Genomic DNA, 21,931 nt, shown 5'->3' on the forward strand with positions numbered 1-21,931 from the left:
CCGGCCTCAACGGGCCAGATCGACCAGCTCCTTGCGTGTGAAAAGCGCCAGCAGGTCGTAGCCCGCCTCTTGCAGCTTTTCACGTCCCCCCTCCTCTCTGTCCAGGATGGCGCAGACGGCGGCAATGGACAAATCGGCCGCGCGCACCCGGTCACAGGCCTTGAGCAGCGAACCGCCTGTGGTGACCACATCCTCCAGCATGGCGACGGAATCGCCGGCGCTGAAATTGCCCAGCCCTTCCACAAACTGTCCGGTGCCGTGGCCCTTGGCCTCCTTGCGCACCAGCAGCCCGTGCAGCGGCCGCCCCTGCTCATGCGAAATAACCGTGGTGGCAGAAACCAGCGGGTCCGCGCCCATGGTCATGCCGCCCACGCCCTTGATGTCCAGGCCCTTGATGTCCAGGCCCTTGAGCATGTCGTTGAACAGCGTGCCGATGAGCCAGGCCCCTTCGGCGTGCAGGGCCGTGACCCGGCAGTCAAAATAGTAATCGCTCCTGCGGCCCGAAGCCAGCACAAAATCCCCCTCGCGGTAGGATTTTTCCACCAGCAGGCGGGCCAGACGGCGCTTGAGTTCCAGCATGGCGTTGCTCCCGGCTCAGTTTTCCGCCGCATCGGCGCTGAAGACGCGCGTGAAGACGGCGTCCTCGTGTTGCAGATAATAGGCCGGGTCGAACAACTCCGCCAGGGCGGCTTCGCCCAGGCGGGCGCGCATGTCCGCGTTCTCCCGCACCAGGTCCGGGAAGGGACGGCGGGTTTCCCAGCTCTGCATGGCAAGACGCTGCACGGCCTCATAGGCCTGCTGGCGGGGCAGTCCGGCGGCGATCAGGGCCGTGAGCACCCGCTGCGAGAAATACAGGCCGAAGGAACGCTCCATATTTTCGCGCATGCGCTCGGGCTTGACAACCAGGCCGGACAGCAGACGGGCCAGGCGGGTCAGCACGTAATCGGCCAGAATGGTGGAATCGGGCATGATCACCCGCTCCACCGAGGAATGGCTGATGTCGCGCTCATGCCAGAGGGCCTGGTTTTCCAGGGCCGCCAGGGCGTTGGAGCGCAGCAGGCGCGAAAGGCCGCTCATGTTTTCGGCGGAAATGGGATTCTTTTTGTGCGGCATGGCCGAAGAGCCCTTCTGGCCCTTGGCGAAACCTTCTTCCACCTCCAGCACCTCGGTGCGCTGGAGATGGCGCAGCTCCACGCAGAGCCGCTCCACGCCCCCGGCCATGATCGCCAGAGAAGTGAAGAAATGGGCGTAGCGGTCTCGTTGGATGATCTGGGTGGAGTGCGGGTCCACCTTGAGACCCAGACGGCTGAGGGCCTTCTGCTCCAGCTCCGGCGAAAGGAAGGCATAGGTGCCCACCGCGCCGGAAATTTTGCCCACGCGCACGCTTTCCAGGCCCGCTTCCACCCGCTTGAGATGGCGCGCGAATTCCGCGTAAAAGCCAGCCATTTTCAGGCCGAAGCTGGTGGGTTCGGCGTGGATGCCGTGGGTGCGGCCCATGCAGAGCATGCCCTTGTGGCGGCGGGCCAGGTCTTCCAGAGTTTCCAGCAGGGCGCGCAGATCCTTGAGAATCAGATCCCCGGCCTGGACCAGCAACAGGGCGTTGGCCGTGTCCACGATATCAGAGGAGGTGCAGCCCAGATGGATGAAGCGGGCCTCGGGCCCCACTTTTTCCTCCAGGGAAGTCAGAAAGGCGATGACGTCATGGCGCGTGGTTTCCTCAATGGTCAGGATGCGCTCCACGTCGATGTCCGCCTTGTCGCGGATCGTCTTCACGGCTTCCGCCGGGACGCGCCCCAGCTCGGCCCAGGCCTCGCACACGGCCACTTCCACCGAGAGCCAAGCCCGATAACGGTTTTCCAGGGTCCAGATCCGACCCATCTCCGGCCGGGTGTAGCGTTCGATCATGGCTTCCCCTTTAGAAATCTTGCGCTTGAGATTGCCGCGCGCCGTTGGAGCATTTACCACTTGAATGCTTGTTTACGACGAGCAAAGCTCGCCAGCTCGCATTACGCGGCAAGGATTCGCGCCGCGAATTTTCCCGAAAAAGCCGCACAAAGCGCCGTTGCCGCCGCAACTGTCCTGGTGTCCTACTGCAAAAATTTCGAGCGTAGCTATGCTCTCAATTTTCGCTGACCCACAGCGGCTGCGCCGCCACACAACCCTAACGAATTTTGTGTGTCTAATTTTTCAGATCAGACACCAGGTTCCGGGCTATGAAGCCGCCGCGCCGCCCTTGGCCTTAGCGGCCTGGGACGGGGGTGTGGCTTTAGCGACGGTTTTTTCCGCCGGGGCGCTCTTTTCCGCGGTTGCGGGCGCAGCCTCGGCCTTGTCGGTTTTGGCCGCCTCGGCGGGCTTGGCCTCTCCGGCGGACGCGTCGGAAGCGGAACCAGCCGGAGCGCCGCCGTCCTCAGAAATGCCCTTGCGGTAACCGTAGTCGCTCACATACCAACCGCCGCCCTTGAGCACAAAGGACGTCTGCGAAATAATCCGGGGTGAAGGCGTGCCGCAGTCGGGACAGGGTTCCTGCCCATGCGCGTCCGACGCCTTGACCCACTCCTCAAACACGCGCTGACACTTGGGACATTGATATTCGTAAATAGGCATGATGACGCCGATGACGGCCTGTTCCATTAACGGAACAACCGCTGTGTTGGAGTGACGCGCCCCTTCGGACCGGGCGCGAAGGTCCGCGGGGCGACCGCCGCCGCGCCGCCTTGCGGCTTACCGCCACAGCAGATACGGCTTTTCCGTCGCCCGTCAAGGGGCGAGGATCCTGTCAGCACGGGATCCGCCGGAATAAGCAGAAAAATCCACGCCGAATGCACGCGCCCCGCGAGGGGAGCGCGGACGGCGCAGAGCGGGCGGCATACCGGTTGTTGGCACTGCGGAAAACCGCTGACCGAAAGGCGATGAACCCGTTATAAGGCGCATCCCCCGCGACATTCGCCCCATGAAAAGACGACATTCCGCAGCCGCCGGAACAAAGTGGCCTTGAAAGGCTGCTTTGCCCTAGGCCTTGGCTGCGGCCTTGGCTTCGCGCGCGCGCAGCTTCAGGCGCTCGGCGCGACGTTGACGGCGACGATCCAGCTCTTTTTTCCGTTCGATTTTCTTATGTGCCATGATAGTTCCTCCAGATGAACCCATATGATTAAGCGGTTATTCATAGACCTTTTCAATTGCAAAGTCCAGCCCCGGCCCGATTCCGCTGTCACAGGCCGCACATTACCCGTCAAAAAAACCGCTGACCTTGTCCGTCAGGCGTATCTCGCAGGGGGCGAAACCGTGCTCGGACAAAACAGCTTCGGCCAAAGGCCCCGCATTGCCGGGCAGGCGCGTGACCTGGAGCAGGGGGGCGGGCGTAAGGCGCAGACGAAAATCTCCCCAAACCGGCGCACTGTCCGGCGTACCACCCGGCGCGTGCCCGGGCGCTGACAATTGCGCCAGGGTTGATTCGGCCCGCGCCAGCCGCGCCAGCGTTCCGGCATCCGGGGAAAGGCCGTAGGCCAGACGGGTCAGCAGGCAGGGGCGGGCCTTCTGCTCCGGCCTGTCCAGCCCGGTGGACGCGGCCAGGGCGCGGATGGTTTCCTTGGACAGCCCGGCTTCGGCCAGGGGCGAACGCACCCCGGCTTCGGCCAGAGCCCGCAGTCCGGGCCGAAAGGCGCGCAGATCGTCGGCATTGCTGCCGTCGCAGAGCAGGCGGCGGCTTTCGTCCCGCTCGCCCTCCGTTTCCCGCAAAGCCATGCGCAGGGTCGCGATAAGTCCCTTTTTACAGCCGTAGCAGCGCTCCCGGCTGTTGGCCGCCACCTCCGGCAGCGCCAGGGGGTCAAAATCCACCAGAAGCAAAGGCAGGGAGTTCTCCCGCGCCCATTGCGCGGCCCGCGCGCTCTCTTCCGGCGGAATGTGCGGCCCGCGCGCGTGCAAAGCCAGCACGTCGCAACCGCAGAGCCGGGCCGCATGGCAGAGAAAGCGGCTGTCCAGGCCGCCGGAAAAGGCCACGGCCAGCGGCGGCAGACCGCGCAGGGCCGCGGCAAAGGCTTCAGGCAGGACTATGGGCAGGTCTTCGGGCAAGTTTGGGCCCCCGGCTACCACGTCAGCCGCACCTTCGCTCCCCGGGCGGCCATATCTTCCTTGCACCGGCGGATGCTGTACTCCCCGTAATGCACGATGGAGGCGATCAGGGCCGCCGACGCGCCGCCCTCGCTCACGGCTTCGTACATATGCCGGGGTTCGCCCGCGCCGCCCGAGGCAATGACCGGAATGGACACGGCGTCCACAATGGCGCGGGTCAGCTTGAGCTCGTAACCGTCCTTGGTGCCGTCGGCATCGATGGAATTGACGCAGAGCTCGCCCGCGCCCAGATCCTGACAGCGCCGGGCCCAGGCCAGGGCGTCCAGGCCCATGCGGGCTCGGCCGCCGTGGATCACGATCTCATAGCCCGAAGGGATGGCCTCGCTCACGGGCACGGCCAGCACGTCCATGCCCACCACAATGGCCTGGGAGCCGAAGGCCTCCGCGCCCTCGCTGATGATGCGGGGATTCTTCACCGCCGCGGAGTTGACCGAGACTTTTTCCGCCCCGGCCAGGAGCACGGCGCGCATGTCCGCCACGGTGGCGATGCCGCCGCCCACGCTGAAGGGGATAAAGATCTGCTCGGCCACCCGCTCCACCACATCCAGAAAGATGCCGCGCGCCTCGGCCGAGGCCGTGATGTCGTAAAAAACGATTTCGTCGGCCCCTTCCTCATAATAACGCCGGGCGCTTTCCACCGGGTCGCCGATGTCCTGGTTGCCCGCGAACTTCACGCCCTTGGTCAGCCGCCCGTTGCGCACGTCCAGGCAGGGAATCACCCGTTTACTGAGCATGGCGCGCCTCCCAGCAGTATTCGTAAAAATTGCGCAGCAGGGCCAAGCCGGGCCGCCCGCTTTTTTCCGGATGGAACTGCGCGGCCCAGAGTCCGTCGCGCCCGTACAGGGAGCAGAATTCCCGGCCGTAAACCGTGGTGGCGATGACAAGGGCGGGGTCCGGCTCCACATAATAGCCGTGCACGAAATAGAATTCCGCCGTGGGCTCCACGCCCGCCAACAGGCGGCAGGGCGTTGCCGCGCGCAGGCTGTTCCAGCCCATGTGCGGCACGGGCGCGGGACTACCGTCCTCCTGCCGGAGATTGTCCTCGAAACGGCGGCAGACGCCGGGCACCAGGCCCAAGGTGGGCATGTCGTTTTCCTCGCTGCGCTCCAGCAGGATCTGGCAGCCCAGGCAGACGCCCAGCAGAGGCTGGCCCACGGCCACGGCACGGCGCAGGGCCGTGTCCAGCCCGGCCTCGTTCAGGGCCCTCATGGCCTGCCCGGCAGCGCCCACGCCGGGAAAAATGATGCCCTGCGCGCTTTCCAGCAGGGCCGGGTCCGCCGTGACGGCGCAGGGAATGCCCAGATGTTCCAGGGCACGGCGGACGCTCGTCTGATTGCCCGCCTTGTAGTCCAGGATCGCCAGCATATGTGTTCCTTGGTTACGGTGCCGCTCGCGCGAAAGCGCGGGTTTGCGCGCCGAATATAGCCGGTTCGGGAGCGGCAGGCAATGCGGGGTGGAGCAAGGGGCAGGGGATGACATTTTTGATAATCACGCTTATTATGAAAACCGTGATTATCTATATCCATATTTCCAGTCCTGTCCGGACAGGCTCAACATTTTGCCCATGAGCTGATACACCAGATCGTTACCTCCGGACGGCCGGCGCTGCCGCCGGCCCAGCCGGAGCAATGACGCCCACGCCGGGATTCACACGCCCAACCCCACGGGAGGCGGCCATGTATTTTCCCACCGCCGGTATTGAATGCTCCCCCTTTGTTCCTTTTGCCGTGGCACTGGGTGTTTCCTTTTTCACCTCCATGGGCGGCGTTTCCGGCGCGTTTCTGCTTTTGCCGTTCCAGATGAGCGTGCTGGGCTACGTCAACCCCAGCGTCAGCGCCACCAACCAGTTTTTCAACGTGCTGGCCTGCCCCGCCGGGGTTTGGCGCTATTGGCGCGAAGGCCGTCTGCTCTGGCCCCTGACCCTGGTGGTGGCTCTGGGCACCCTGCCCGGCGTGTTCGCCGGAGCGCTCATCCGCATCAATCTGCTGCCTGATCCCCGCCACTTCAAAATCTTCGCGGGCCTGGTGCTGCTGTACGTGGCCGCGAAAATGCTGCGCGACCTGTTGTCCCGACGACGGAATCCGTCCGGCGGCACGAGCCCGGCCGCAAGCCCGGCGGCGCGGCTGACGACCGGGGGCAGTTGCCAGGTCCTGTCCTGGAACACCCGCATACTGGCCTTTCGCTTTCAGGACCAGGAATACCGCATTTCCTGCCGGGGCATTGTGCTGCTCAGCCTGATCGTGGGCCTGGTGGGCGGCGTATACGGCATCGGCGGCGGGGCCATCATGGCGCCCTTTCTGGTCTCCTTTTTCGGGCTGCCGGTTCACGCCGTGGCCGGGGCCTCGCTTTTCGCCACCTTTCTGACCTCCGTTGCCGGAGTCGGCTTTTACAGCCTGCTGGCCCCGCTCCATCCCGGCCTGGCTGTGGCCCCGGACTGGCGGCTGGGCCTCCTGCTGGGCCTGGGCGGCATGGCGGGCATGTATCTGGGCGCGCGCTGTCAGAAACACGTCCCGGCCACAGCCCTGAAATATCTGCTGGCGGGCATTTTGCTCTTTACAGCAGCCCGCTATCTGGGCCAAGCTCTCTGAGTTTCGCGGCACGACCGCCGCTGTAAAGGACGATTACGATCATGAAGGACGCTTCGCTGCTGCCCGTGGCCCTGTTTGATTCTGGCGTGGGCGGCCTTACTGTGCTCAAGGCCCTGGCCGACCGCCTGCCCGGCGAGGATCTGCTCTATCTGGGTGATACGGCCCGGCTGCCTTACGGCACCAAGGGCCGGGAGACCATCACCCGCTATACCCTGCTGGCCGCCCGGAAGCTGGTGGACAGAGGCGCGAAGATGCTGGTGGTGGCCTGCAATACCGCCACGGCGGCGGCCCTGCCCGCCCTGCGCGAGCATTTCGCGCCCCTGCCCGTGGTGGGCGTGGTGGAACCCGGCGCGCGGGCCGCGGCCCGGACCAGCCGCAACGGCGAAATCGTGGTCATCGCCACCGAGGCTACCATTACCGGCGGCGCATACCAGCAGGCTATCACACGCATCCGGCCCGAAGCCCATGTGCGGGGCCGGGCCTGCACCCTGTTCGTGCCCATGGCCGAGGAAGGCTGGATGGACGGCCCCTTGGTGGAGGGTATTGCCCGGCGCTATCTGGAGGATATGTTCACCCCGGCGGTCACCGCGCCGCGCCCGGACACCCTGCTGTTGGGCTGCACGCATTTTCCGCTTCTGCAGGCGGCCCTGCAAAACGTGGTGGGCCCGCAGGTGCGCATTGTGGATTCAGCGGCCACCACAGCCGAGAGCGTGGAGGAAGAACTGACGCGCCTGGACCTGCTGCGCACGGACGAGCATACCGGCGTCCGCCGTTTTATGACCACGGACAATCGGGAGCGTTTTGCCCGCACGGGTGGCCACTTTCTGGGCAGTCCGCTGAAAAGCGCGGATGTTGAACTTGTTGATTTGTAATTTTTTCAGCATGTTAGTGTATTTCCCGGCTGCGTCGCCGAAAACGCCGCCTTTGCGCGCGCAAGAAGGCATCTGCCGGGAAAACAAGAGCGGCCGGGCGATTCCGCGCTTTTTCTGTTGACATGCCCCCAGGCATTACTTAGAGAAAGCAAAGTTATGGTCGTTGGCACCAGGTCGGCGGCCAGATACGGAAATCCCCAGGGCGCGCGCCGTGCCTGTCGCTGAGCAATAACGCACTGATCCCAGAGTTCCGCGAGGCGGCCTCCAAAATCCGCAGTGCGGGCCGTCTGGTCTGACTTGGCACAAACGGGGCAACCCGAAAATCCTGTACGGAGAAACATCATGACTAAAGCTGAGCTTGTTGAAAAAATCCACGCCAAGGCCGGCCTGCCCACCAAAGCTAAAGCCGAGGAAGCCCTGGACGCCGTGGTGGCCTCATTGCGTGAAGCTCTCGCCGACGGCGAATCCGTGACCTTTACCGGCTTCGGCAGCTTCAAGGTTGTGGCGCGCGCCGCGCGTAAGGGCCGCAACCCCCGCACCGGCAAAGAAATCACCATCCCCGCCAGCAAAGTTGCCAAATTCACGCCCGGCAAGGGCCTGAAAGACGCCATTAAGTAAGGCTCGCTGTCTACGGATTTTTCGGCGGCGCCTTTATTCCAGAAGGAACGGGGCGCCGCCTTTGCGTTCGGACTACCCCGCCCCATGCGGTGCGGCGGCAGTGCTTATGTTTATACGGAAGGGTGACAGAGCGGTTTAATGCGGCGGTCTTGAAAACCGTTGAGGACAAAAAAGATTCTCTTAGATTGAATCATAAAAATATAATAAATACGCCATATTGACAGCAAGCTAGCGGCTGTTGATATGGCTTTTTTTGCACCAATTTGACTTTTTGCTCCAATTTTGCTCCAGTTGATCTCAAGCAAGGAGCAAGGTCATGGCAACTATACGCAAACGTGGCGATTTTCAATGGGAAGTGCGTGTCCGGCGTAAAGGCCACCCTACGCAATGCAAAACCTTCGAAATCAAGGCGGACGCCGAACGCTGGGCGCGGGCTGTGGAAAAAGAAATGGACGGCGGCGCGTTCATTTCGCAAAAGGAAGCCGAGCGTACAAGTCTTGAAGAAGCCTTCAAGCGGTTTATCCCTGAATATATCGAAAAGAACCTCGCGCACCCAAAAAACGAGATTGTGCGCGCCCACGGGATTATGAAATACCCGTTTGCCAAGAAGTCGCTTGTCGCCATTCGAGGAAACGACATTGCCAAGCTCATACAGGAGCGCGAAGCACAAGGCCGCTCCCCGCACACCATAGCGCGTGACATAGCTCTGATTTCCCGGCTCTATGAAGTTGCCCGCGCCAATTGGGGTATGGAAGGGCTGATGAATCCGACCAAGAATGTCATAAAGCCGAAGCTGCCCCAAGGCCGAACCCGGCGTCTCATGCCGGGAGAAGAAAAGAAGCTCCTTGAAGCCTCCTCAAAGGCTTTTCAGCGCATTTTGCGCTTTGCCCTTGAGTCTTCCATGAGACGCGAGGAAATCGCCTCTCTAACGTGGCAACAAGTGGATTTGGAACGCTGCATCCTGTTCTTGCCCAAAACCAAGAACGGCGAAGCCAGAACTGTTCCGCTTTCCCCTGCGGCCTTGGCAATCCTGAAAGAGATTCCCCGGCCTGAGGGCGAACGCCACGACCAGCGGGTATTCAGCTATACCATCAGCAGCATTACGGGTGCCATGCGGGAAAACTGCGCCAAGGCGGGCATTAAAGATTTACGCTTTCACGATCTTCGGCACGAGGCCATATCCCGGCTATTTGAAAACACCGATTTGGATGTCATGGAAATCAGAATGATTACCGGGCACAAGACGCTGCAAATGCTGGCAAGGTATACGCATTTGCGGGCAGAGAGGCTTGTCGAAAGATTGGCTGGCGCGAAAAGAAGTGGCAGTTAGTCTTTTCCCAAAAGTTTCGACGGAACGATATAGCGAAAGCTTTGAGGGGGGACAAAGTTAGGATTACGCTTGCGAAGAGCTTCAAGACTCACTGGCCTTTTTAGCTTAACAAATTTTTGGAAAAAAATTGCATATCCATCTGATTTTCCTTCATAGTATGAAAAAAAATCTTCTTGATTCATGCCTGATATAGACTTTACCTTTTCCCATAATTGATTAAGTGGCAAGTTTTCGACGTTATTTGCTTCAAAAAAGCCAATAACTTTCGCTTCAGGGCATGTAGAATATATGTAAACTCGCTTCCCCGAAAGATTATCTGGGATTTTTTTTCGCAATTCTACAGTCTTTACGCCATTTTCAATGAGGCGTGAAAACTGTGGTTTGACTGATATCAAAATGTGGTCACGAGAATCTTTCACAGTTAAATCCCTTTTGATACAGAGAGAAAAAAACTTCAGAGCTAACCGGAAATACTGAAATTGGGGTAGTCCCCTTGTGCATTAATTCAGATATAGTATTCGTCATTTCATCATAGCAAATTTTTGTATTGAATATCTCTGTTCTCGAAAAAACTATAGCAGTACACATTGTTCCAGAATTTTTATTTATATCTCTCCAATCATATACCCCTAGCCGCCAAAACTTTTTGAATATATCACTTTTTGTGCCTATATGAACTTCATCAATATACGAGGAGGCTATTACATTTCCTTTCCATTGGAAATTAGAGTTAGAATTTTGTCTACCCTTTGTTACATACCATAATACACGTGCTGGTGTGTTGATATGCTGTTTTTTTGAAGAGAAGTAAACACTATTTGTTGGGATTATAACATCACTTTTTTTTGAATTTATAAGTGAATGCTGATCTTCAATTTCAGGAGTAAGCAAGTCTTTAGCCCATAAGGGACTAATCGGTATAACGTAAGAAGGAATTTCGATGTCCACAAATTTCGCAGGGAAATATTTTTTTTCTTTGTCGACTCGCAAAATTTGATCTACATAACAGCTATCACCGCTTAAATATTCATTAAGTATATCATTGATATCACACTCGTACCTTTTCGTTAAAAAGCGGTGAAAGTCTTTTTCTTCTCCAATATATCTTGCACATAGCTTCTTATTATTACTAAATCCTAAATCAATTGATGCAAGTGCCGTTTCTGGATGTACGCCGTTGTCAGTAAGGTGCACTGAATGCATCCCATTTTGAGAGGCTATCTGTATTAACTCTCTCAATATAAATGAAGAAACATTATACGCAATGTTTAGTTTATTTTGCCTCAATCTGAGTGCGTAAATTGATAATGCGTTGCATTTGCTTGCATAAAAAACAATACCAACAACTTCATTATTTATTGTAACTGATTTTAATTTTGAATCATGAATATTTTTTTCAAATATTTCTAAAAATTTCTGTCTTGTTTCTCCTGTGGAATAATTTAGGTAACGTGCACACATTTCGGGAGCACTAAAATTTATATCAATAAGTTTTCCATGTGCCGTTGGAAAATAACTATCACCTTTTTCTCTGTTTAATATAGAGTCAAAATGAGAATAAAATTCTACTGGAGATTGGATTAAAAGTTGGTAATTTTCAGCAAAAGCTTGAAACAGACCAAGTAACTGCTTATCTTTTGTGATGAAGTGGCTTATTTTATTCGCCACAGCACATGCCAATTGCTTTCTGTCGCTTTCCGATACTTGTGGAAACTCTATTCGTATTTTTTCTGAAATAGCCGAAAAGGCGGGGATAGAGACGGGGAGTTTATAATATTTATTCGCTTTTTCTATCGATTCCCGTTTTATTTTTTCGTCTTCTTGTCTTTCGATATCTTCAAATACAACCTGCGCCACGCAAAATACGACATCATTCCAATATATTAAAAGAGAATTGTCGCCGGTAAAATCCTTTGAATCCAAATTCAAAGAAAAGATAATTGAAGAGTCGAGTTGTATCTTCGGTCTTTGTTCGCACTCATCAAGTATACTAAGAAAGTCGCCTTGAAGCTTGCACCTAAATTGATGAAGAATGGATAAGGAGTTAACTGCTCGGCCTTCTCGCGCCTTAACAATATCAAATCCAAGTTGATGCCAAAAGCTGTTCAGATGGTAATCATCACGACAAGACAGTTCTATATAATAAGCGTCTCTAATTGTTTTTTTAAATTCTCGAAAAAGCAATTCTCCAATCTTATTGCGCCTAAATTCTTTTGAAACACAAAAATGTTTAATTTTTATAATGTACCTTCTTTTTAGACTAGAAAAAAGAATGTATCCAACAAGAATGTCTTCTTGCATGCATATAAAAGCATTTCCATTGTGACATTATTCCTTTATCGCTCCCGCTGGCATAAATCCAAGTGTCTTGCGGTTTTTGTCTGCAAGCTTTATGATTTGCTCGATAATTGCGTCATCGTCATATCGTGTTCTTCGATATAAATAATTCACAACAAGAGCCTCTTAAAATAATAGCACGATAAATGCAAAAAGGACGTGATAGCTACCTCATGACACGCATAAAATCAACAAGCCATAATTCTTAATCATGTTACAGAATGTGTGCCGACAATTTCACATTTGTTATGATTCTTTTTTATAATTTATCCTAAAAAAACGCCTCTGACTTATCATGTCAGAGGCGTTTACCTATACCATTGCTTCAAAGCGTTGGCGGAAGGAGAGGGATTCGAACCCCCGGACGCCTCACGACGTCAACAGTTTTCAAGACTGCCGCAATAAACCGGACTCTGCCATCCTTCCGTGTGTGACAAAAAAGAATATTCTGTCCTGAGGCGTAAAATTTAGCCGAAGCGAGTTTAAAAGGCAACCGATTCAGGCGAAGCGGCAAGGCCGCCACTAGGTCACCCTTTGGGCCTTCCTGTCTCTTTTTGGGGCTTGGTCGGCCCTTTTTTTATTTCCTGCTCAACGCGGGCCATAAGCTCGGAGGGGGCCACTTTTAACACTTCCGCAACCCGCATCAACGCATAGACCGAGGCGTTGATATTGCCCCGTTCCAGCCCAGAGACATAGGGCTTGGACAAGCCGGAAAAGTCCGCCAGTTCCACTTGCGTAAGGTCAGCGGCTTTGCGGGCTTCGTAAATGACCGAGGCCATTGCCCAATTTAGTGAATCTTTCTCCTGCATACGGTAAGAATACCGCATGGCTTGACACAAAAAGTAATAATATATTATCTCTTTTTGTATTGCGCACGCTACAGGAGGATTATTCATGCGTACATTTCAAATTCTTGTCTTGGCTTGCAGCCTCATGGTGCTGGGGGCAGGGTTTTCGCCCGCCTCAGCAGAGACCGTAACAGAGGGGAGCCTTGAGTGGTATCGGCTGTCGGAAAATAAGGATGCACGGGAAGCGAAGCTTGCGGAGTGCGAAAAATTGCCACGTGAGAAACAGAAGACTGATGAACTGTGCCGCAACGCCAAACGCGCGAGCTTTCTTGGTGAGCCTTACCAAAAAGTCAAAGAGCCAACTTACGGTTTTAAATGATGCTCTGTTTCAGCCGCTAAAATTCTCGTCTTTCATTGTGGGCGTCTGCCCCAGTGAACATGAGCACAGAAACGCCTTTTTCCGTGTGCACGGTGAAAAGGCGTTTCTGCTTTCAGGGTATCCATTTTTATTTCTGGCGTACCCACGGCGGCAGCCGTTCAGCCTCGCAGAGCAAGGGGCATCGAGCTTTGCGAGTTGCCAGAATGTAAAGGTGATTACCTTTACCTATCTTGCGCTTTTTTTCAGAGTTTTTTGTGACCCTTTGCCGGGTAATTCTGCACCCCTGAGAGAACAAAAAGGTATTTATTTGACCAAAAAATTACCACATATAACTACGTGAAATAAAATGATATTTATAGTTCTTCCAATTTGCTGTATATTGGGAAATATCCTTCAGGAGTTCCCATGCCACGCTCTCCTTCGCCTATAAGCTCTGTTTCAACAGCCAAGCTCACACAAAAAGAGCAAGCATGCGTGCTCTATTCACGCTGTTTTACCCGCAAGACCTCCCTGTCTGGGAGCGTTTCAGCCGATGTAAGCGTGAAGAAATGCAGCACTATGTTCAAACGCATTCTGCTGATATGGGCATCACTCCGGACATTCCTTTGGACATGACGTCTCGCATCTCCGGTCTGAACGAGTGGGCGGCGCTATATGACGCGTTACGAAAAATTCAGCAGAAAGGCGTGGAGTTAAGCAGTGAGGCAGAGCGAATAGCCTTCGTTCTGCTGCCGAAAAGGTACTCCCTTGATGCGCAGATGATTACCTACCTACGCAGTTTTTTGGAGGAATACCCCGAAGAACTGTCATTATGGGAGGCTGCATGGGGAAGAACTCCCCGGCAAGTGGCTGGGCTGATCGCAAATGAAATCGCGCGGCGACATCTGCTTATGCCGCCAGATATTGAAGTGGTGCGACAAAAGCTGGGTACTGCTCTGACTTGGGGGCAGTTGACCTTGTGCCTCAGCGCCAGAGCGCTCCCGCAAGCAAATGACAACTACGCCCTTGCCTGCTTCATAGACCTTGTTCGGGCATTGATAGACAGCCTGCCCCAGCGGCACGATCAGTACGACACCCCCCTTCATGAGCGGGATTGGGTGCCTGTACTGATGCAACCCAATTCTGGCGCATTCTACCAGGAACTGATAAAAAGCGCTTCTGGTACATCGTTGTCCCTGCCACCTGATAAGCCAGCGCGTTGTCGGCTCTGCTGGCGCTATACGCTTGTCCATCCAGATAGCCCCAGTAGCCAAGCTCCGCTATGCTATCTGCACGATATGTCCGCCACTACCGCAGAGTACCGCGCCCGGTTCAGAAAGAAGCTGGCGGCTGAACAGGGATGGCGGCGGCTGGCGCGAGAACACAAAGCGCTGTATCAGGCCACAAAAGACACTCGTGAGGCGTGGGCCTTTATTCGGGAACTGCTGCTGTCTCCTGCTTCCCCTTTACCGCTCCTTGCGGAGCACATGCGCCGTCATGTCTCCCCGGATGCCGATAATGAGGCGCTTGTATGGGCATATCTGTCACCAGACAGCGGCAGCATTGAGGAGAAAAACAAAGCGGCTCTGGAAGATTTTGTGCGCTTTGCCGTGAGTACGCCAATGCCCATTACCTTTCAAGATTGCCTGATAGCCGAAGCGTGGCTACAGGCAATGCAGGACAAAAGGATAAAACGCGGCTAGGCGTGGTGCTCCGTGAGCTTGCTGTTAATCAGCCTGTTCAGGCTTACCCCGGCTTCCGCCGCCTGCATGGCAAGGCGTCTGTGCGTTTCGGGCGTGGTGCGCACCTGAAACTTGCCGGAAAAGTTTTGCAGGGAAAGCGGCACAGGGATTTTTTCTCCGGCGTTTTCCATGTCTGCCAGAGTGTCGCGCACAAGGGCCACCACTCCCTGCAAGGCTGCCTCCTGCGACTCCTCAAGCCATGAAAGACTGGGGAACTCGGCGCACAGCCCCACAAACTCCTGATCTTCCTCCGACCAAAGCACGCGATAGGTATATTGTCTGCTGTCCATATTATTCTCCCCGGAGCCGGGCAATGGCGGCAAGAACCTGTTTGACCTGATAGGCTTTGGCCTTGCCGCCCTTACCCTCCTGAATATTGACACGTGGGTCACCCTGCCAAGGCGTTTTGTATACGGCATGACTTGTGCCGCGTTGGCGGGGTGGCCCGAAGAAGTGCTCACACAAGGCAGCAAGCTCGGCATAACGCACGTTTTGCGGTGTTTCCCGCAACTTTTCCAGAGTCTTTTCGAGGCTGCCCATCAGAACTCCTTTTCAGTATCAATAATGGCACTACTTGCTGTCGTCAAGGGGCTTGTTGTTCGTTGCCCGTTTCATGGCTTGCTCGACAAGTTGACTGACATGAACAGGGTTGTCTGCACTTCTACGAGGCAAAGCTTCTCCCTCAAGTTCAAAGTTTGGGTTTTTCTTCAAAATCCCCATGAGATACCCTGCGGGGTTCTTGAGTTTTTTCGACAGGAGCAGTTGGTAACAGCGTTCTCCTCGTGCCGAATCCGGGTCGATGCCATTCGCTCGGAGAACTTTTCTGACTGCAATGTCTTCCTGCTTGGAGAAAGCCCTGTTTTCTTGTCTTTTACAAATATCTTGTTCTTGTTGTTTGTCTGTAGCGGATTGTGTCCGGAGCAACTCCGGAGTTTGTCCGGACTTCCGGGCTGACTTCATTCTGTATTCATCTTGTAATTTCAGGAGAATATGTGCACATACCCGTGCTTTTTTTCCTTCAATGACGACCTCCATAAATGATGGATCACTGCAAAATCCAAAAAAATTTTGCAATTTTTTTGGAGATAGCCCGGTGAGTGCCTGCCAGTCTGTCAAAGGTAATGTCAGATCAGGCAGTTGCGCTTCTTCTTCCCATGCCCCGGTGATTTTTTCCAAAATCAGGCACACGGCAGCGTACCCCAGTGAACCGAATTCCGTGCGTACTTGCACGATAAAAGGATGCTCACGAAGGTTGTTATAATGCTTAAACCATCGCATTTCAGTGCCCGCTTCGGGTCTTCCGAGGGCGTCCCAGCGTTACAGGCTGGGTAAATTGCTGAGGGGCTTTCTCTGTAGCTGCTTGGGCCGCATCCACCTTGTCCTGAATCCACGCATCCACAATTGCCACAGGCCACATAAGACGCCTTCCCAGCCGTATAGGCCGGGGAACCGCACCGTAATTTCTTCGGTTCAAATGTCCATGAATCGCAGACACGGTGAGGCCAAGCAGCCCTGCCATATCATGGATTGTGTAAAGTCTTTGTTCCATTGCACACCTCTGGCATTCAAGATTTGCGAGCGTTTGCTTGCATTTCCAAGTGCAATACGCGAGAAAGGCACTTGGTGGCTGCCCAGAAAATTTGCAAAATACCCTGACTTCTTACTGAGCTTGGCACAATGGTAAGAAAAGGCGGGGAGGTGGGATAAGCGAGGATGAAAACGGGCGGATTAAGAAAAAAATTGCTCCAAATTTGCTCCACTCAACCTGAAAATGAGCAGATATTCATACAAATTTGAGAGCATTTATCTATATGATATTATTGAATTAATTATCTTAACCACTTGAAATTTATGCTCCAAAAATCACACTTGAAAACCGTTGATGCCGTGAGGCATCCGGGGGTTCAAATCCCTCCCCTGCCATGCAGCACAGAATAGCGCCACGTTGCCGGAACGAAAGACCGGCGACGCGGCGTTTTTTGTTTCATTGCCGACTTGTCCTGCCTTCTCCCCCCGGCTCCCGCCTTGCCGCCCACCCAAAAAACGGAGTGGCCTCTGCCCTCATGGCGGCGGTTATTGCGCGCACCCCGTTTATATTTCCTGCATGACCCAGGCCAATCGCCCGAGAATCCATTCCGTCCGGGCTAAGCGTATCCTGCGATCCGGATACGCGGGGTTCTCGGCACATAAGCGGAAATAATCCTCCTCCCAGAGCAGGCGGCGCAGGACGATCTCCCCGTGGGGAAGCGTGATGGCGAACAGTTCGCCGCTCGCGGGGCAGTCGGCGCGCGTGTCAATGCCGACATACGCTCCCCGGCGCACTGTGGGCGCGGCCGCGTCGTTGTCCACTGCCAGAACGACTATGCCTCTCTCGCGTATGCCCTGGGCAAGAGGATGCTGCCTGTCGGCCGGAGCGTGGCCACGGCTGCCCCGTTTCCCGTGTCGTCGCCGCGCATGGCGTACATGGTGACAAGCGCAGGCTGCGACAAAGGCGAGCCCAACAAGCCGGGGTTCATAGGCGTTCCATCACCGTCGCCGGGGATGTACCCGGCCTCGGTGCGCAGATACACCGGGCCGATGCCGCTTTTCAGCCAGTCGGGGTTCACGCCCAGCTTTTCAAAGAGCGTCATATACCAGGCCCCCGGCACGGATTGCCGTCTTTTGGCGTCGGAAATGCTCGATTGCTTGATCTCAAGAATTTCAGCCAACGCGGTTTGCGTGCGGGTATGGGTTACGGCCTTAATCCGCTCTATCGTTTCTTTATAGATATGATCCATTTCATACTCCCCGCCAATAGAATTCGCATGATCGCCCTTGTTTCAGAAAATATAATATTTCTGGGTTAATTCAAAGTATGATTTAGACCGTCTAGCTTGATCCAGTATTTTCTGGCAATAATTTCTAATGGGTAAAAAAGTATGTATTTTTGGCCAGTTATTTCGGGAAGTTCGGGGAAACAGCGGGCTTTCTCAATGGAATGTTTCAGTTAAGGCCGGAATTCATCTCAGCAGTGTTCACCAAATCGAAGCAGGCCATCAGGAGCCGCGCATTCTTGGCGCGATGCGGCTTGTCGGCGCATGTGGCGGGGATTTGAGTTCTTTTTTTTCCGAATTAGCTGGAAGAATGAATTTGTATCCCCATCCTGAGCAAACAAATTCTTTTATGGAAGGACTGGAAGAAGGCAATGCTTCTTATTCTTCTGAATTCTTTGAAATTACCGGATATGGAGACTTACTGCGATATTGTCGAACCCAAAAGGGACTGTCTCAGAAAACGACAGCAAACAACATTGATTACGATTTAAGGAGCTTGCAACGCGTTGAGAAAGGAGAGCAAGAACCGATGGTGACGACTGCGGTGAAGTTAGTTACCGCAATCGAAATGCCGCCGGGGCAGTTCTTTGAGTGGTTAGGATTTTTTTTGTCTCCCATTGGGTAAATATCAAGTATGTTTTCAACCATCTAGTATGATTCCGGGCTTTGAGGCATTTGCTATGACATGGGCAAGGAATTATGCATATTCGGCAGCCTGTTTCAGGCGGTTCGTTCTCAAACTACGCTGTCACAGTGGGAGATTTCCGTCAGGGCGGGAACACATCTGAGCAATGTGAATCAAGTAGAAGCCGGAAATCAGGAACCTAATGTTATTATTGCCGTAAAAATGCTTCTTGCCGCAAATGCCGACATACAATCTTTCTTTACTTCTCTATCCCCCCATTTATTTCAATCTATTGAATCTTCAAAGCTCCCCGTCTTATCTCAAAATGAATTTAAAAAAAAATTGAATTCAGCTCTACTCCCATCAGATGAAACTAAAATTTTTGGAATACTTTTATCTGAATGCAGAGCTGCAACAAATTTATCGCAGAATTGCGTTTCTTCTATAGCAAAATACGACCATAGAAGTCTGCAAAGAGTAGAAAAAGGCATACAAATTCCAGGTGTTATTAATGCAGCAAAGCTTATTGCTGCTACCGGTATTGAGATTGGAATATTTTTTGATCTTTTCAGCAAAAAATTGCAAGCAATAAACGCAACACACTATAAATAAATATTTTATATAGAAATATAATTATCAAATTATATACATAGAGTGACAATTAAAAATATTTACCAAAACTCTCTGAACGTCAGCTAATCATGAAAAACGGAGTAGTTCATGATCAGCAGCAACGTAAAACGACTCATGGCGGCCAAAGGGTTGACCAACCAGACCCTTGCGGCGAGGGCTCGCATTTCCGCCGATACAGTCGCACGCACTAAAAGTGAAAGAATCAGAGAGTGCAGCCTGGATACATTGATTTCCATTGCGCAGGCCCTTGGAGTTCAAACAAAAGATCTCTACTGTGAATCTTCGGAGATGCAAGCAAGTTCAGAGCAAGGGACTGAGCCCTCTCTTTTGGCCATAGAATTAGGAACCTTCATTAAAAAGAAGACGATATATTATTGCTCAATTTTAGTGCATTCTCAAAAATGGAGCGCACTAATTGTTTCCCATAAAAAGCAAGCAGGCGAGTCTTCTTGGACGCCCCGTTGACTCCCTTCCCCACTCCCGCACATTCAGGTCTGATACAGAAAAAGGGCGCCCTCGCGGACGCCCTTTTTCTGTATCGTCGAAACAGCCGGTCTAGCTGTTTTCGCTTTCCTCAAACTTCTGCTTGAGCAGGTCGCCCAGGCTCTGCCCGGCTTCCTGCGGGCCGGAATGGAATTCCTTGGGCTTGCGGCGCTCCTCCTCATCCTTGATCTGCTTGATGGAGAGGCCCAGACGGCGCTCCTCGGCGCTGACATGGATGACCTTGGCCTGGATTTCCTGGCCTTCCTTGTAGATTTCCGCCGGGGTCTTGACCTTCTTGCCGGACAGTTCGGAGACATGCACCAAGCCTTCGATGCCCTCTTCAACTTCCACAAAGAGGCCGAAGTCGGTGATGTTGGTCACCACGCCCTTGATGGTGCAGCCCACGGGATAGGTATCCGGCACATGGCCCCAAGGATCGTCCACCAGCTGCTTGACGCCCAGGGTGAACTTCTCGTTCTCCTGGTCCACGGTGAGCACCTTGGCCTGTACGGTGTCGCCCACCTTGTACAGCTCATTGGGATGGCGCACCTTCTTGGTCCAGGAAATGTCGGACACGTGGATAAGGCCGTCGATGCCGTCCTCAATGCCGATGAACATGCCGAATTCGGTAATGTTCTTGATGACGCCCTCAAGGACGGTGCCTTCAGGATATCTCTCGGCCACCAGTTCCCAGGGATTGGGACGGACCTGCTTCATACCCAGGCTGATGCGCTTCTTTTCGCCGTCCACGCCCAAGATGACCACTTCCACTTCGTCGCCGGTGTGGACCATCTGGGAGGGATGACGCAGCTTGCGCGTCCAGGACATTTCGGAGATGTGCACCAGGCCTTCCACGCCGGGCTCCAGCTCCACAAACGCGCCGTAGTCCACCAGATTGGTGACCTTGCCGGTGCACTTGGCGCCTTCGGGGAAGCGGGCGGAGATATCCTGCCAGGGATCGGGCACGAGCTGCTTGAGGCCCAAGGAAACCTTGTTGTTCTCACGGTCGAAGGAAAGCACCTTGAGGGTCAGCTCCTGGCCCATGGTGATCATTTCCTTGGGATGGCGGATGCGCTTCCAGCTCATGTCCGTGATGTGCAGCAGGCCGTCCAGGCCGCCCAGGTCCACAAACACGCCGTACTCGGTGATGTTCTTGGCCTTGCCCTGGACGATCTGGCCTTCCTCCAGGGTGCGCAGCAGATCCTGACGCTTGGAATCGCGCTCCTCTTCCAGCAGCACGCGGCGGGAAACAATGACGTTGCTGCGGCGGCGGTTGATCTTGAGCACGCGGAATTCAAATTCCTGGTTGACCAGAGCGTCCATATCCGGCACGGGACGCAGATCCACATGCGAACCGGGCAAAAACGCCTCCACCCCGCCGATGTCCACCGTGTAGCCGCCCTTGATGCGACGCACGATATGGCCCTTGATGACCCTGTTATTTTCCTGCACGTCCTCGAGCTGATCGAAGACCTGCATGCGTTTGGCCTTTTCAAAGGAAAGGGTGATGGTGCCGTCCATTTCGTTCTTGCGCACCACATAAACGTCCACCCTGTCGCCCACGCTGACGGCCATGTTGCCCGCGGCGTCACGGAATTCAGCCGCGGGGATCTGCCCCTCGGACTTGAAATTCACGTCCACCAGCACATTGTCGTCATCCACACGGACGATCTCGCCTTTGGTAATGGAGCCTTCTTCAAGGTCGCCGAAATCGGGATTGAGATAGTTTTCGAGGGCGCTTTCGAAATTAATTTCGTCGTGCCCGGTTTCCTTGTCTGCCATCTGCCATGCCTCCAAATAATTTCCCCTCGCTGAGAGAGTGGGAAAAATTATCAGAGGCAAAGGAAAAGCACAAGAGAAATTGTCCGGCGCAAGGTTTTACAGCCAAGGAGAGAGACGGAAAAATGCGAAGCAGGGTCGGGTTTGTCAGGCCGCGAGCCAGAGCAGGCCCGGCTCAGGCAGCGCCAGACCGGCTGGCGGCGTGGCCGCCAGCGGAAGCAGGACTTGTCCCGCGTCGGCGGGCCGGGCGGCCAGGCCCCGGCACAGCAGATGCCCGGCCAACTCCTCGGCAATGCTGTTGAAGCAACGCAGCTCGATCCAGACCGGTTCCTCAAGTTGAGCTATGGGCGCGGGAGGCGCGTCCTCCCGGCGCTGGGTAATAGCGGCGCGCATGGCCGCGTACCGGCCGCCCCGGCGCAGGGCTGCCCCGGCCACACCGGGCATGGCCGCCGAAAGGGCCAGCCGGTCGCCGGAGGCCAGGGGCACGGCAAAATCATCCACAGCCAGACCGTTACGCAAAATGGTCTGGATGCGGCTTTCCACATATGCTTCTTCCAGCCCCAACCCCAAGGTCAGAAAACGCCCCAGGCTCACGGCATCCCCGCCTCGCGCGGGCAGCAGCACGCCCCGGCGCAGCAGAGCTGCGGCCGCAGCCGAAACTTCGGCGCTGAGCCCGGCGGGGGTTTCAGGCCGCTTGCCGGTGCCGTAACAAATATCCATCTCAAGGGAGGTATCCATATTCGGAAGTATAGCTTGAAACGCGCGCCGGGCCAAGGCCCGGCGCGCGCCTGGAAACAGCTCCTAGGCCTGATCGCAAAAAATGTGCTTTTTCGCTGA

The 21,931-nt window shown here is 54.8% G+C and carries 25 protein-coding genes and 1 tRNA gene; 9 read left to right on the top strand and 17 right to left on the bottom strand.

The features are described 5' to 3' along the window. Window positions 1-6: 6 nt before the first annotated feature. The 6 genes from pyrE to hisH all read right to left on the bottom strand — a co-directional run bounded on the left by pyrE (window position 7) and on the right by hisH (window position 5,493). A complete protein-coding gene (pyrE, locus tag HMPREF0326_RS02990) occupies window positions 7-579 on the bottom strand; it encodes an orotate phosphoribosyltransferase (RefSeq protein WP_008682767.1) in 573 nt (190 codons plus the stop codon). Between the two features lie 15 nt (window positions 580-594). Then, a complete protein-coding gene (purB, locus tag HMPREF0326_RS02995) occupies window positions 595-1,905 on the bottom strand; it encodes an adenylosuccinate lyase (protein WP_008682770.1) in 1,311 nt (436 codons plus the stop codon). A 306-nt stretch (window positions 1,906-2,211) separates the two neighbouring features. Beyond that, window positions 2,212-2,604: an FmdB family zinc ribbon protein gene (locus HMPREF0326_RS03000; protein WP_232221596.1), complete on the bottom strand. Its 393-nt coding sequence runs from the start codon at window positions 2,602-2,604 to the stop codon at window positions 2,212-2,214. A 618-nt stretch (window positions 2,605-3,222) separates the two neighbouring features. Beyond that, the gene (locus HMPREF0326_RS03005; RefSeq protein WP_232224898.1) at window positions 3,223-4,068 is read right to left on the bottom strand and encodes a PP-loop family protein; all 846 of its coding nucleotides are present in this window, start codon (window positions 4,066-4,068) and stop codon (window positions 3,223-3,225) included. A gap of 14 nt (window positions 4,069-4,082) precedes the next feature. After that, window positions 4,083-4,862 (bottom strand): imidazole glycerol phosphate synthase subunit HisF, encoded by a 780-nt coding sequence (gene hisF, locus HMPREF0326_RS03010; protein ID WP_008682777.1) that lies wholly within the window; start codon window positions 4,860-4,862, stop codon window positions 4,083-4,085. Beyond that, the gene (gene hisH, locus HMPREF0326_RS03015; protein WP_008682779.1) at window positions 4,852-5,493 is read right to left on the bottom strand and encodes an imidazole glycerol phosphate synthase subunit HisH; all 642 of its coding nucleotides are present in this window, start codon (window positions 5,491-5,493) and stop codon (window positions 4,852-4,854) included. The genes hisF and hisH overlap by 11 nt, the downstream gene beginning before the upstream one ends. Window positions 5,494-5,804: 311 nt before the next feature. On the opposite strand from hisH, the gene HMPREF0326_RS03020 reads away from it, so the two are divergent. The 4 genes from HMPREF0326_RS03020 to HMPREF0326_RS03035 all read left to right on the top strand — a co-directional run bounded on the left by HMPREF0326_RS03020 (window position 5,805) and on the right by HMPREF0326_RS03035 (window position 9,536). After that, on the top strand, window positions 5,805-6,716 hold the full coding sequence (locus tag HMPREF0326_RS03020) for a sulfite exporter TauE/SafE family protein (RefSeq protein WP_020990188.1): 912 nt from the start codon (window positions 5,805-5,807) through the stop codon (window positions 6,714-6,716). A 41-nt stretch (window positions 6,717-6,757) separates the two neighbouring features. Further along, window positions 6,758-7,588: a glutamate racemase gene (murI, locus tag HMPREF0326_RS03025; protein ID WP_008682783.1), complete on the top strand. Its 831-nt coding sequence runs from the start codon at window positions 6,758-6,760 to the stop codon at window positions 7,586-7,588. 339 nt (window positions 7,589-7,927) lie between these two features. Further along, window positions 7,928-8,206 carry an HU family DNA-binding protein gene (locus tag HMPREF0326_RS03030; RefSeq protein ID WP_269544304.1) on the top strand — a complete coding sequence of 93 codons (279 nt, stop codon included), beginning with the start codon at window positions 7,928-7,930 and terminating at the stop codon, window positions 8,204-8,206. A gap of 316 nt (window positions 8,207-8,522) precedes the next feature. Beyond that, entirely contained in the window at window positions 8,523-9,536 is a 1,014-nt protein-coding gene (locus tag HMPREF0326_RS03035; protein WP_008682786.1) for a site-specific integrase, read from the top strand. On the opposite strand, the gene HMPREF0326_RS16610 is transcribed toward HMPREF0326_RS03035, so the two are convergent. From HMPREF0326_RS16610 to HMPREF0326_RS03045, 4 genes are all read right to left on the bottom strand, one after another. Beyond that, window positions 9,533-9,955 (bottom strand): ASCH domain-containing protein, encoded by a 423-nt coding sequence (locus tag HMPREF0326_RS16610; RefSeq protein ID WP_147568369.1) that lies wholly within the window; start codon window positions 9,953-9,955, stop codon window positions 9,533-9,535. The two genes, HMPREF0326_RS03035 and HMPREF0326_RS16610, sit on opposite strands and share 4 nt — an antisense overlap. Beyond that, window positions 9,939-11,843 carry a GNAT family N-acetyltransferase gene (locus HMPREF0326_RS15815; protein ID WP_332248635.1) on the bottom strand — a complete coding sequence of 635 codons (1,905 nt, stop codon included), beginning with the start codon at window positions 11,841-11,843 and terminating at the stop codon, window positions 9,939-9,941. The genes HMPREF0326_RS16610 and HMPREF0326_RS15815 overlap by 17 nt, the downstream gene beginning before the upstream one ends. 364 nt (window positions 11,844-12,207) lie before the next feature. Beyond that, window positions 12,208-12,299, bottom strand: a tRNA-Ser gene (locus tag HMPREF0326_RS03040). Between the two features lie 101 nt (window positions 12,300-12,400). Beyond that, window positions 12,401-12,682: a helix-turn-helix domain-containing protein gene (locus HMPREF0326_RS03045; RefSeq protein WP_008682792.1), complete on the bottom strand. Its 282-nt coding sequence runs from the start codon at window positions 12,680-12,682 to the stop codon at window positions 12,401-12,403. Between the two features lie 85 nt (window positions 12,683-12,767). On the opposite strand from HMPREF0326_RS03045, the gene HMPREF0326_RS03050 reads away from it, so the two are divergent. After that, window positions 12,768-13,040 carry a hypothetical protein gene (locus HMPREF0326_RS03050; RefSeq protein ID WP_020990190.1) on the top strand — a complete coding sequence of 91 codons (273 nt, stop codon included), beginning with the start codon at window positions 12,768-12,770 and terminating at the stop codon, window positions 13,038-13,040. A gap of 470 nt (window positions 13,041-13,510) precedes the next feature. Then, a complete protein-coding gene (locus HMPREF0326_RS03055) occupies window positions 13,511-14,722 on the top strand; it encodes a hypothetical protein (RefSeq protein WP_008682796.1) in 1,212 nt (403 codons plus the stop codon). Here HMPREF0326_RS03055 and HMPREF0326_RS03060 read toward each other — a convergent pair. From HMPREF0326_RS03060 to HMPREF0326_RS17290, 5 genes are all read right to left on the bottom strand, one after another. Continuing rightward, window positions 14,719-15,051 (bottom strand): type II toxin-antitoxin system HicB family antitoxin, encoded by a 333-nt coding sequence (locus tag HMPREF0326_RS03060; protein WP_008682797.1) that lies wholly within the window; start codon window positions 15,049-15,051, stop codon window positions 14,719-14,721. The genes HMPREF0326_RS03055 and HMPREF0326_RS03060 overlap by 4 nt on opposite strands. A gap of 1 nt (window position 15,052) precedes the next feature. Next, window positions 15,053-15,301, bottom strand: a complete 249-nt coding sequence (locus HMPREF0326_RS03065; protein WP_020990191.1) for a hypothetical protein — start codon at window positions 15,299-15,301, stop codon at window positions 15,053-15,055. A gap of 30 nt (window positions 15,302-15,331) precedes the next feature. Further along, window positions 15,332-16,039, bottom strand: a complete 708-nt coding sequence (locus tag HMPREF0326_RS03070; protein ID WP_008682801.1) for a hypothetical protein — start codon at window positions 16,037-16,039, stop codon at window positions 15,332-15,334. Between the two features lie 813 nt (window positions 16,040-16,852). Next, the gene (locus HMPREF0326_RS17285) at window positions 16,853-17,110 is read right to left on the bottom strand and encodes a S24/S26 family peptidase (RefSeq protein WP_020990192.1); all 258 of its coding nucleotides are present in this window, start codon (window positions 17,108-17,110) and stop codon (window positions 16,853-16,855) included. A gap of 11 nt (window positions 17,111-17,121) precedes the next feature. Then, window positions 17,122-17,538, bottom strand: a complete 417-nt coding sequence (locus HMPREF0326_RS17290; RefSeq protein ID WP_008682805.1) for a helix-turn-helix domain-containing protein — start codon at window positions 17,536-17,538, stop codon at window positions 17,122-17,124. 127 nt (window positions 17,539-17,665) lie between these two features. Between HMPREF0326_RS17290 and HMPREF0326_RS03080 the strand changes: the two genes are divergently transcribed. The 3 genes from HMPREF0326_RS03080 (at window position 17,666) to HMPREF0326_RS15465 (ending at window position 19,297) form a co-directional block, all read left to right on the top strand. Beyond that, window positions 17,666-18,199, top strand: a complete 534-nt coding sequence (locus HMPREF0326_RS03080; RefSeq protein WP_020990193.1) for a helix-turn-helix domain-containing protein — start codon at window positions 17,666-17,668, stop codon at window positions 18,197-18,199. Between the two features lie 60 nt (window positions 18,200-18,259). Continuing rightward, window positions 18,260-18,811: a hypothetical protein gene (locus tag HMPREF0326_RS15820; protein WP_008682809.1), complete on the top strand. Its 552-nt coding sequence runs from the start codon at window positions 18,260-18,262 to the stop codon at window positions 18,809-18,811. Between the two features lie 108 nt (window positions 18,812-18,919). Next, window positions 18,920-19,297 carry a helix-turn-helix domain-containing protein gene (locus HMPREF0326_RS15465; protein WP_051149921.1) on the top strand — a complete coding sequence of 126 codons (378 nt, stop codon included), beginning with the start codon at window positions 18,920-18,922 and terminating at the stop codon, window positions 19,295-19,297. 90 nt (window positions 19,298-19,387) lie between these two features. Here HMPREF0326_RS15465 and HMPREF0326_RS03090 read toward each other — a convergent pair whose 3' ends face one another. Both HMPREF0326_RS03090 and HMPREF0326_RS03095 read right to left on the bottom strand, forming a co-directional pair. Further along, on the bottom strand, window positions 19,388-21,097 hold the full coding sequence (locus tag HMPREF0326_RS03090) for a 30S ribosomal protein S1 (protein ID WP_008682811.1): 1,710 nt from the start codon (window positions 21,095-21,097) through the stop codon (window positions 19,388-19,390). Between the two features lie 144 nt (window positions 21,098-21,241). After that, window positions 21,242-21,832, bottom strand: coding sequence for a hypothetical protein (locus tag HMPREF0326_RS03095; RefSeq protein ID WP_008682813.1), 591 nt, complete (start codon window positions 21,830-21,832; stop codon window positions 21,242-21,244). Window positions 21,833-21,931 lie beyond the last annotated feature (99 nt).

The organism is Desulfovibrio sp. 3_1_syn3, assembly GCF_000145315.2.
GTDB classification, from domain to species: domain Bacteria; phylum Desulfobacterota; class Desulfovibrionia; order Desulfovibrionales; family Desulfovibrionaceae; genus Desulfovibrio; species Desulfovibrio fairfieldensis.

Excerpts from the sequence above, each read along its gene's own strand:
- HMPREF0326_RS17290 (WP_008682805.1), bottom strand. The coding sequence starts at position 17,538 with ATGGATCATATCTATAAAGAAACGATAGAGCGGATTAAGGCCGTAACC.
- purB (WP_008682770.1), bottom strand. The coding sequence starts at position 1,905 with ATGATCGAACGCTACACCCGGCCGGAGATGGGTCGGATCTGGACCCTG.
- HMPREF0326_RS03090 (WP_008682811.1), bottom strand. The coding sequence starts at position 21,097 with ATGGCAGACAAGGAAACCGGGCACGACGAAATTAATTTCGAAAGCGCC.
- HMPREF0326_RS15820 (WP_008682809.1), top strand. The coding sequence starts at position 18,260 with ATGGGCAAGGAATTATGCATATTCGGCAGCCTGTTTCAGGCGGTTCGT.
- HMPREF0326_RS03055 (WP_008682796.1), top strand. The coding sequence starts at position 13,511 with ATGCGTGCTCTATTCACGCTGTTTTACCCGCAAGACCTCCCTGTCTGG.
- HMPREF0326_RS03050 (WP_020990190.1), top strand. The coding sequence starts at position 12,768 with ATGCGTACATTTCAAATTCTTGTCTTGGCTTGCAGCCTCATGGTGCTG.
- HMPREF0326_RS15465 (WP_051149921.1), top strand. The coding sequence starts at position 18,920 with ATGATCAGCAGCAACGTAAAACGACTCATGGCGGCCAAAGGGTTGACC.
- HMPREF0326_RS03095 (WP_008682813.1), bottom strand. The coding sequence starts at position 21,832 with ATGGATACCTCCCTTGAGATGGATATTTGTTACGGCACCGGCAAGCGG.
- HMPREF0326_RS03070 (WP_008682801.1), bottom strand. The coding sequence starts at position 16,039 with ATGCGATGGTTTAAGCATTATAACAACCTTCGTGAGCATCCTTTTATC.
- hisF (WP_008682777.1), bottom strand. The coding sequence starts at position 4,862 with ATGCTCAGTAAACGGGTGATTCCCTGCCTGGACGTGCGCAACGGGCGG.
- murI (WP_008682783.1), top strand. The coding sequence starts at position 6,758 with ATGAAGGACGCTTCGCTGCTGCCCGTGGCCCTGTTTGATTCTGGCGTG.
- HMPREF0326_RS03045 (WP_008682792.1), bottom strand. The coding sequence starts at position 12,682 with ATGCAGGAGAAAGATTCACTAAATTGGGCAATGGCCTCGGTCATTTAC.
- HMPREF0326_RS03000 (WP_232221596.1), bottom strand. The coding sequence starts at position 2,604 with ATGCCTATTTACGAATATCAATGTCCCAAGTGTCAGCGCGTGTTTGAG.
- HMPREF0326_RS03060 (WP_008682797.1), bottom strand. The coding sequence starts at position 15,051 with ATGGACAGCAGACAATATACCTATCGCGTGCTTTGGTCGGAGGAAGAT.
- hisH (WP_008682779.1), bottom strand. The coding sequence starts at position 5,493 with ATGCTGGCGATCCTGGACTACAAGGCGGGCAATCAGACGAGCGTCCGC.
- HMPREF0326_RS03035 (WP_008682786.1), top strand. The coding sequence starts at position 8,523 with ATGGCAACTATACGCAAACGTGGCGATTTTCAATGGGAAGTGCGTGTC.
- HMPREF0326_RS03080 (WP_020990193.1), top strand. The coding sequence starts at position 17,666 with ATGGGTAAAAAAGTATGTATTTTTGGCCAGTTATTTCGGGAAGTTCGG.
- pyrE (WP_008682767.1), bottom strand. The coding sequence starts at position 579 with ATGCTGGAACTCAAGCGCCGTCTGGCCCGCCTGCTGGTGGAAAAATCC.
- HMPREF0326_RS03020 (WP_020990188.1), top strand. The coding sequence starts at position 5,805 with ATGTATTTTCCCACCGCCGGTATTGAATGCTCCCCCTTTGTTCCTTTT.
- HMPREF0326_RS03065 (WP_020990191.1), bottom strand. The coding sequence starts at position 15,301 with ATGGGCAGCCTCGAAAAGACTCTGGAAAAGTTGCGGGAAACACCGCAA.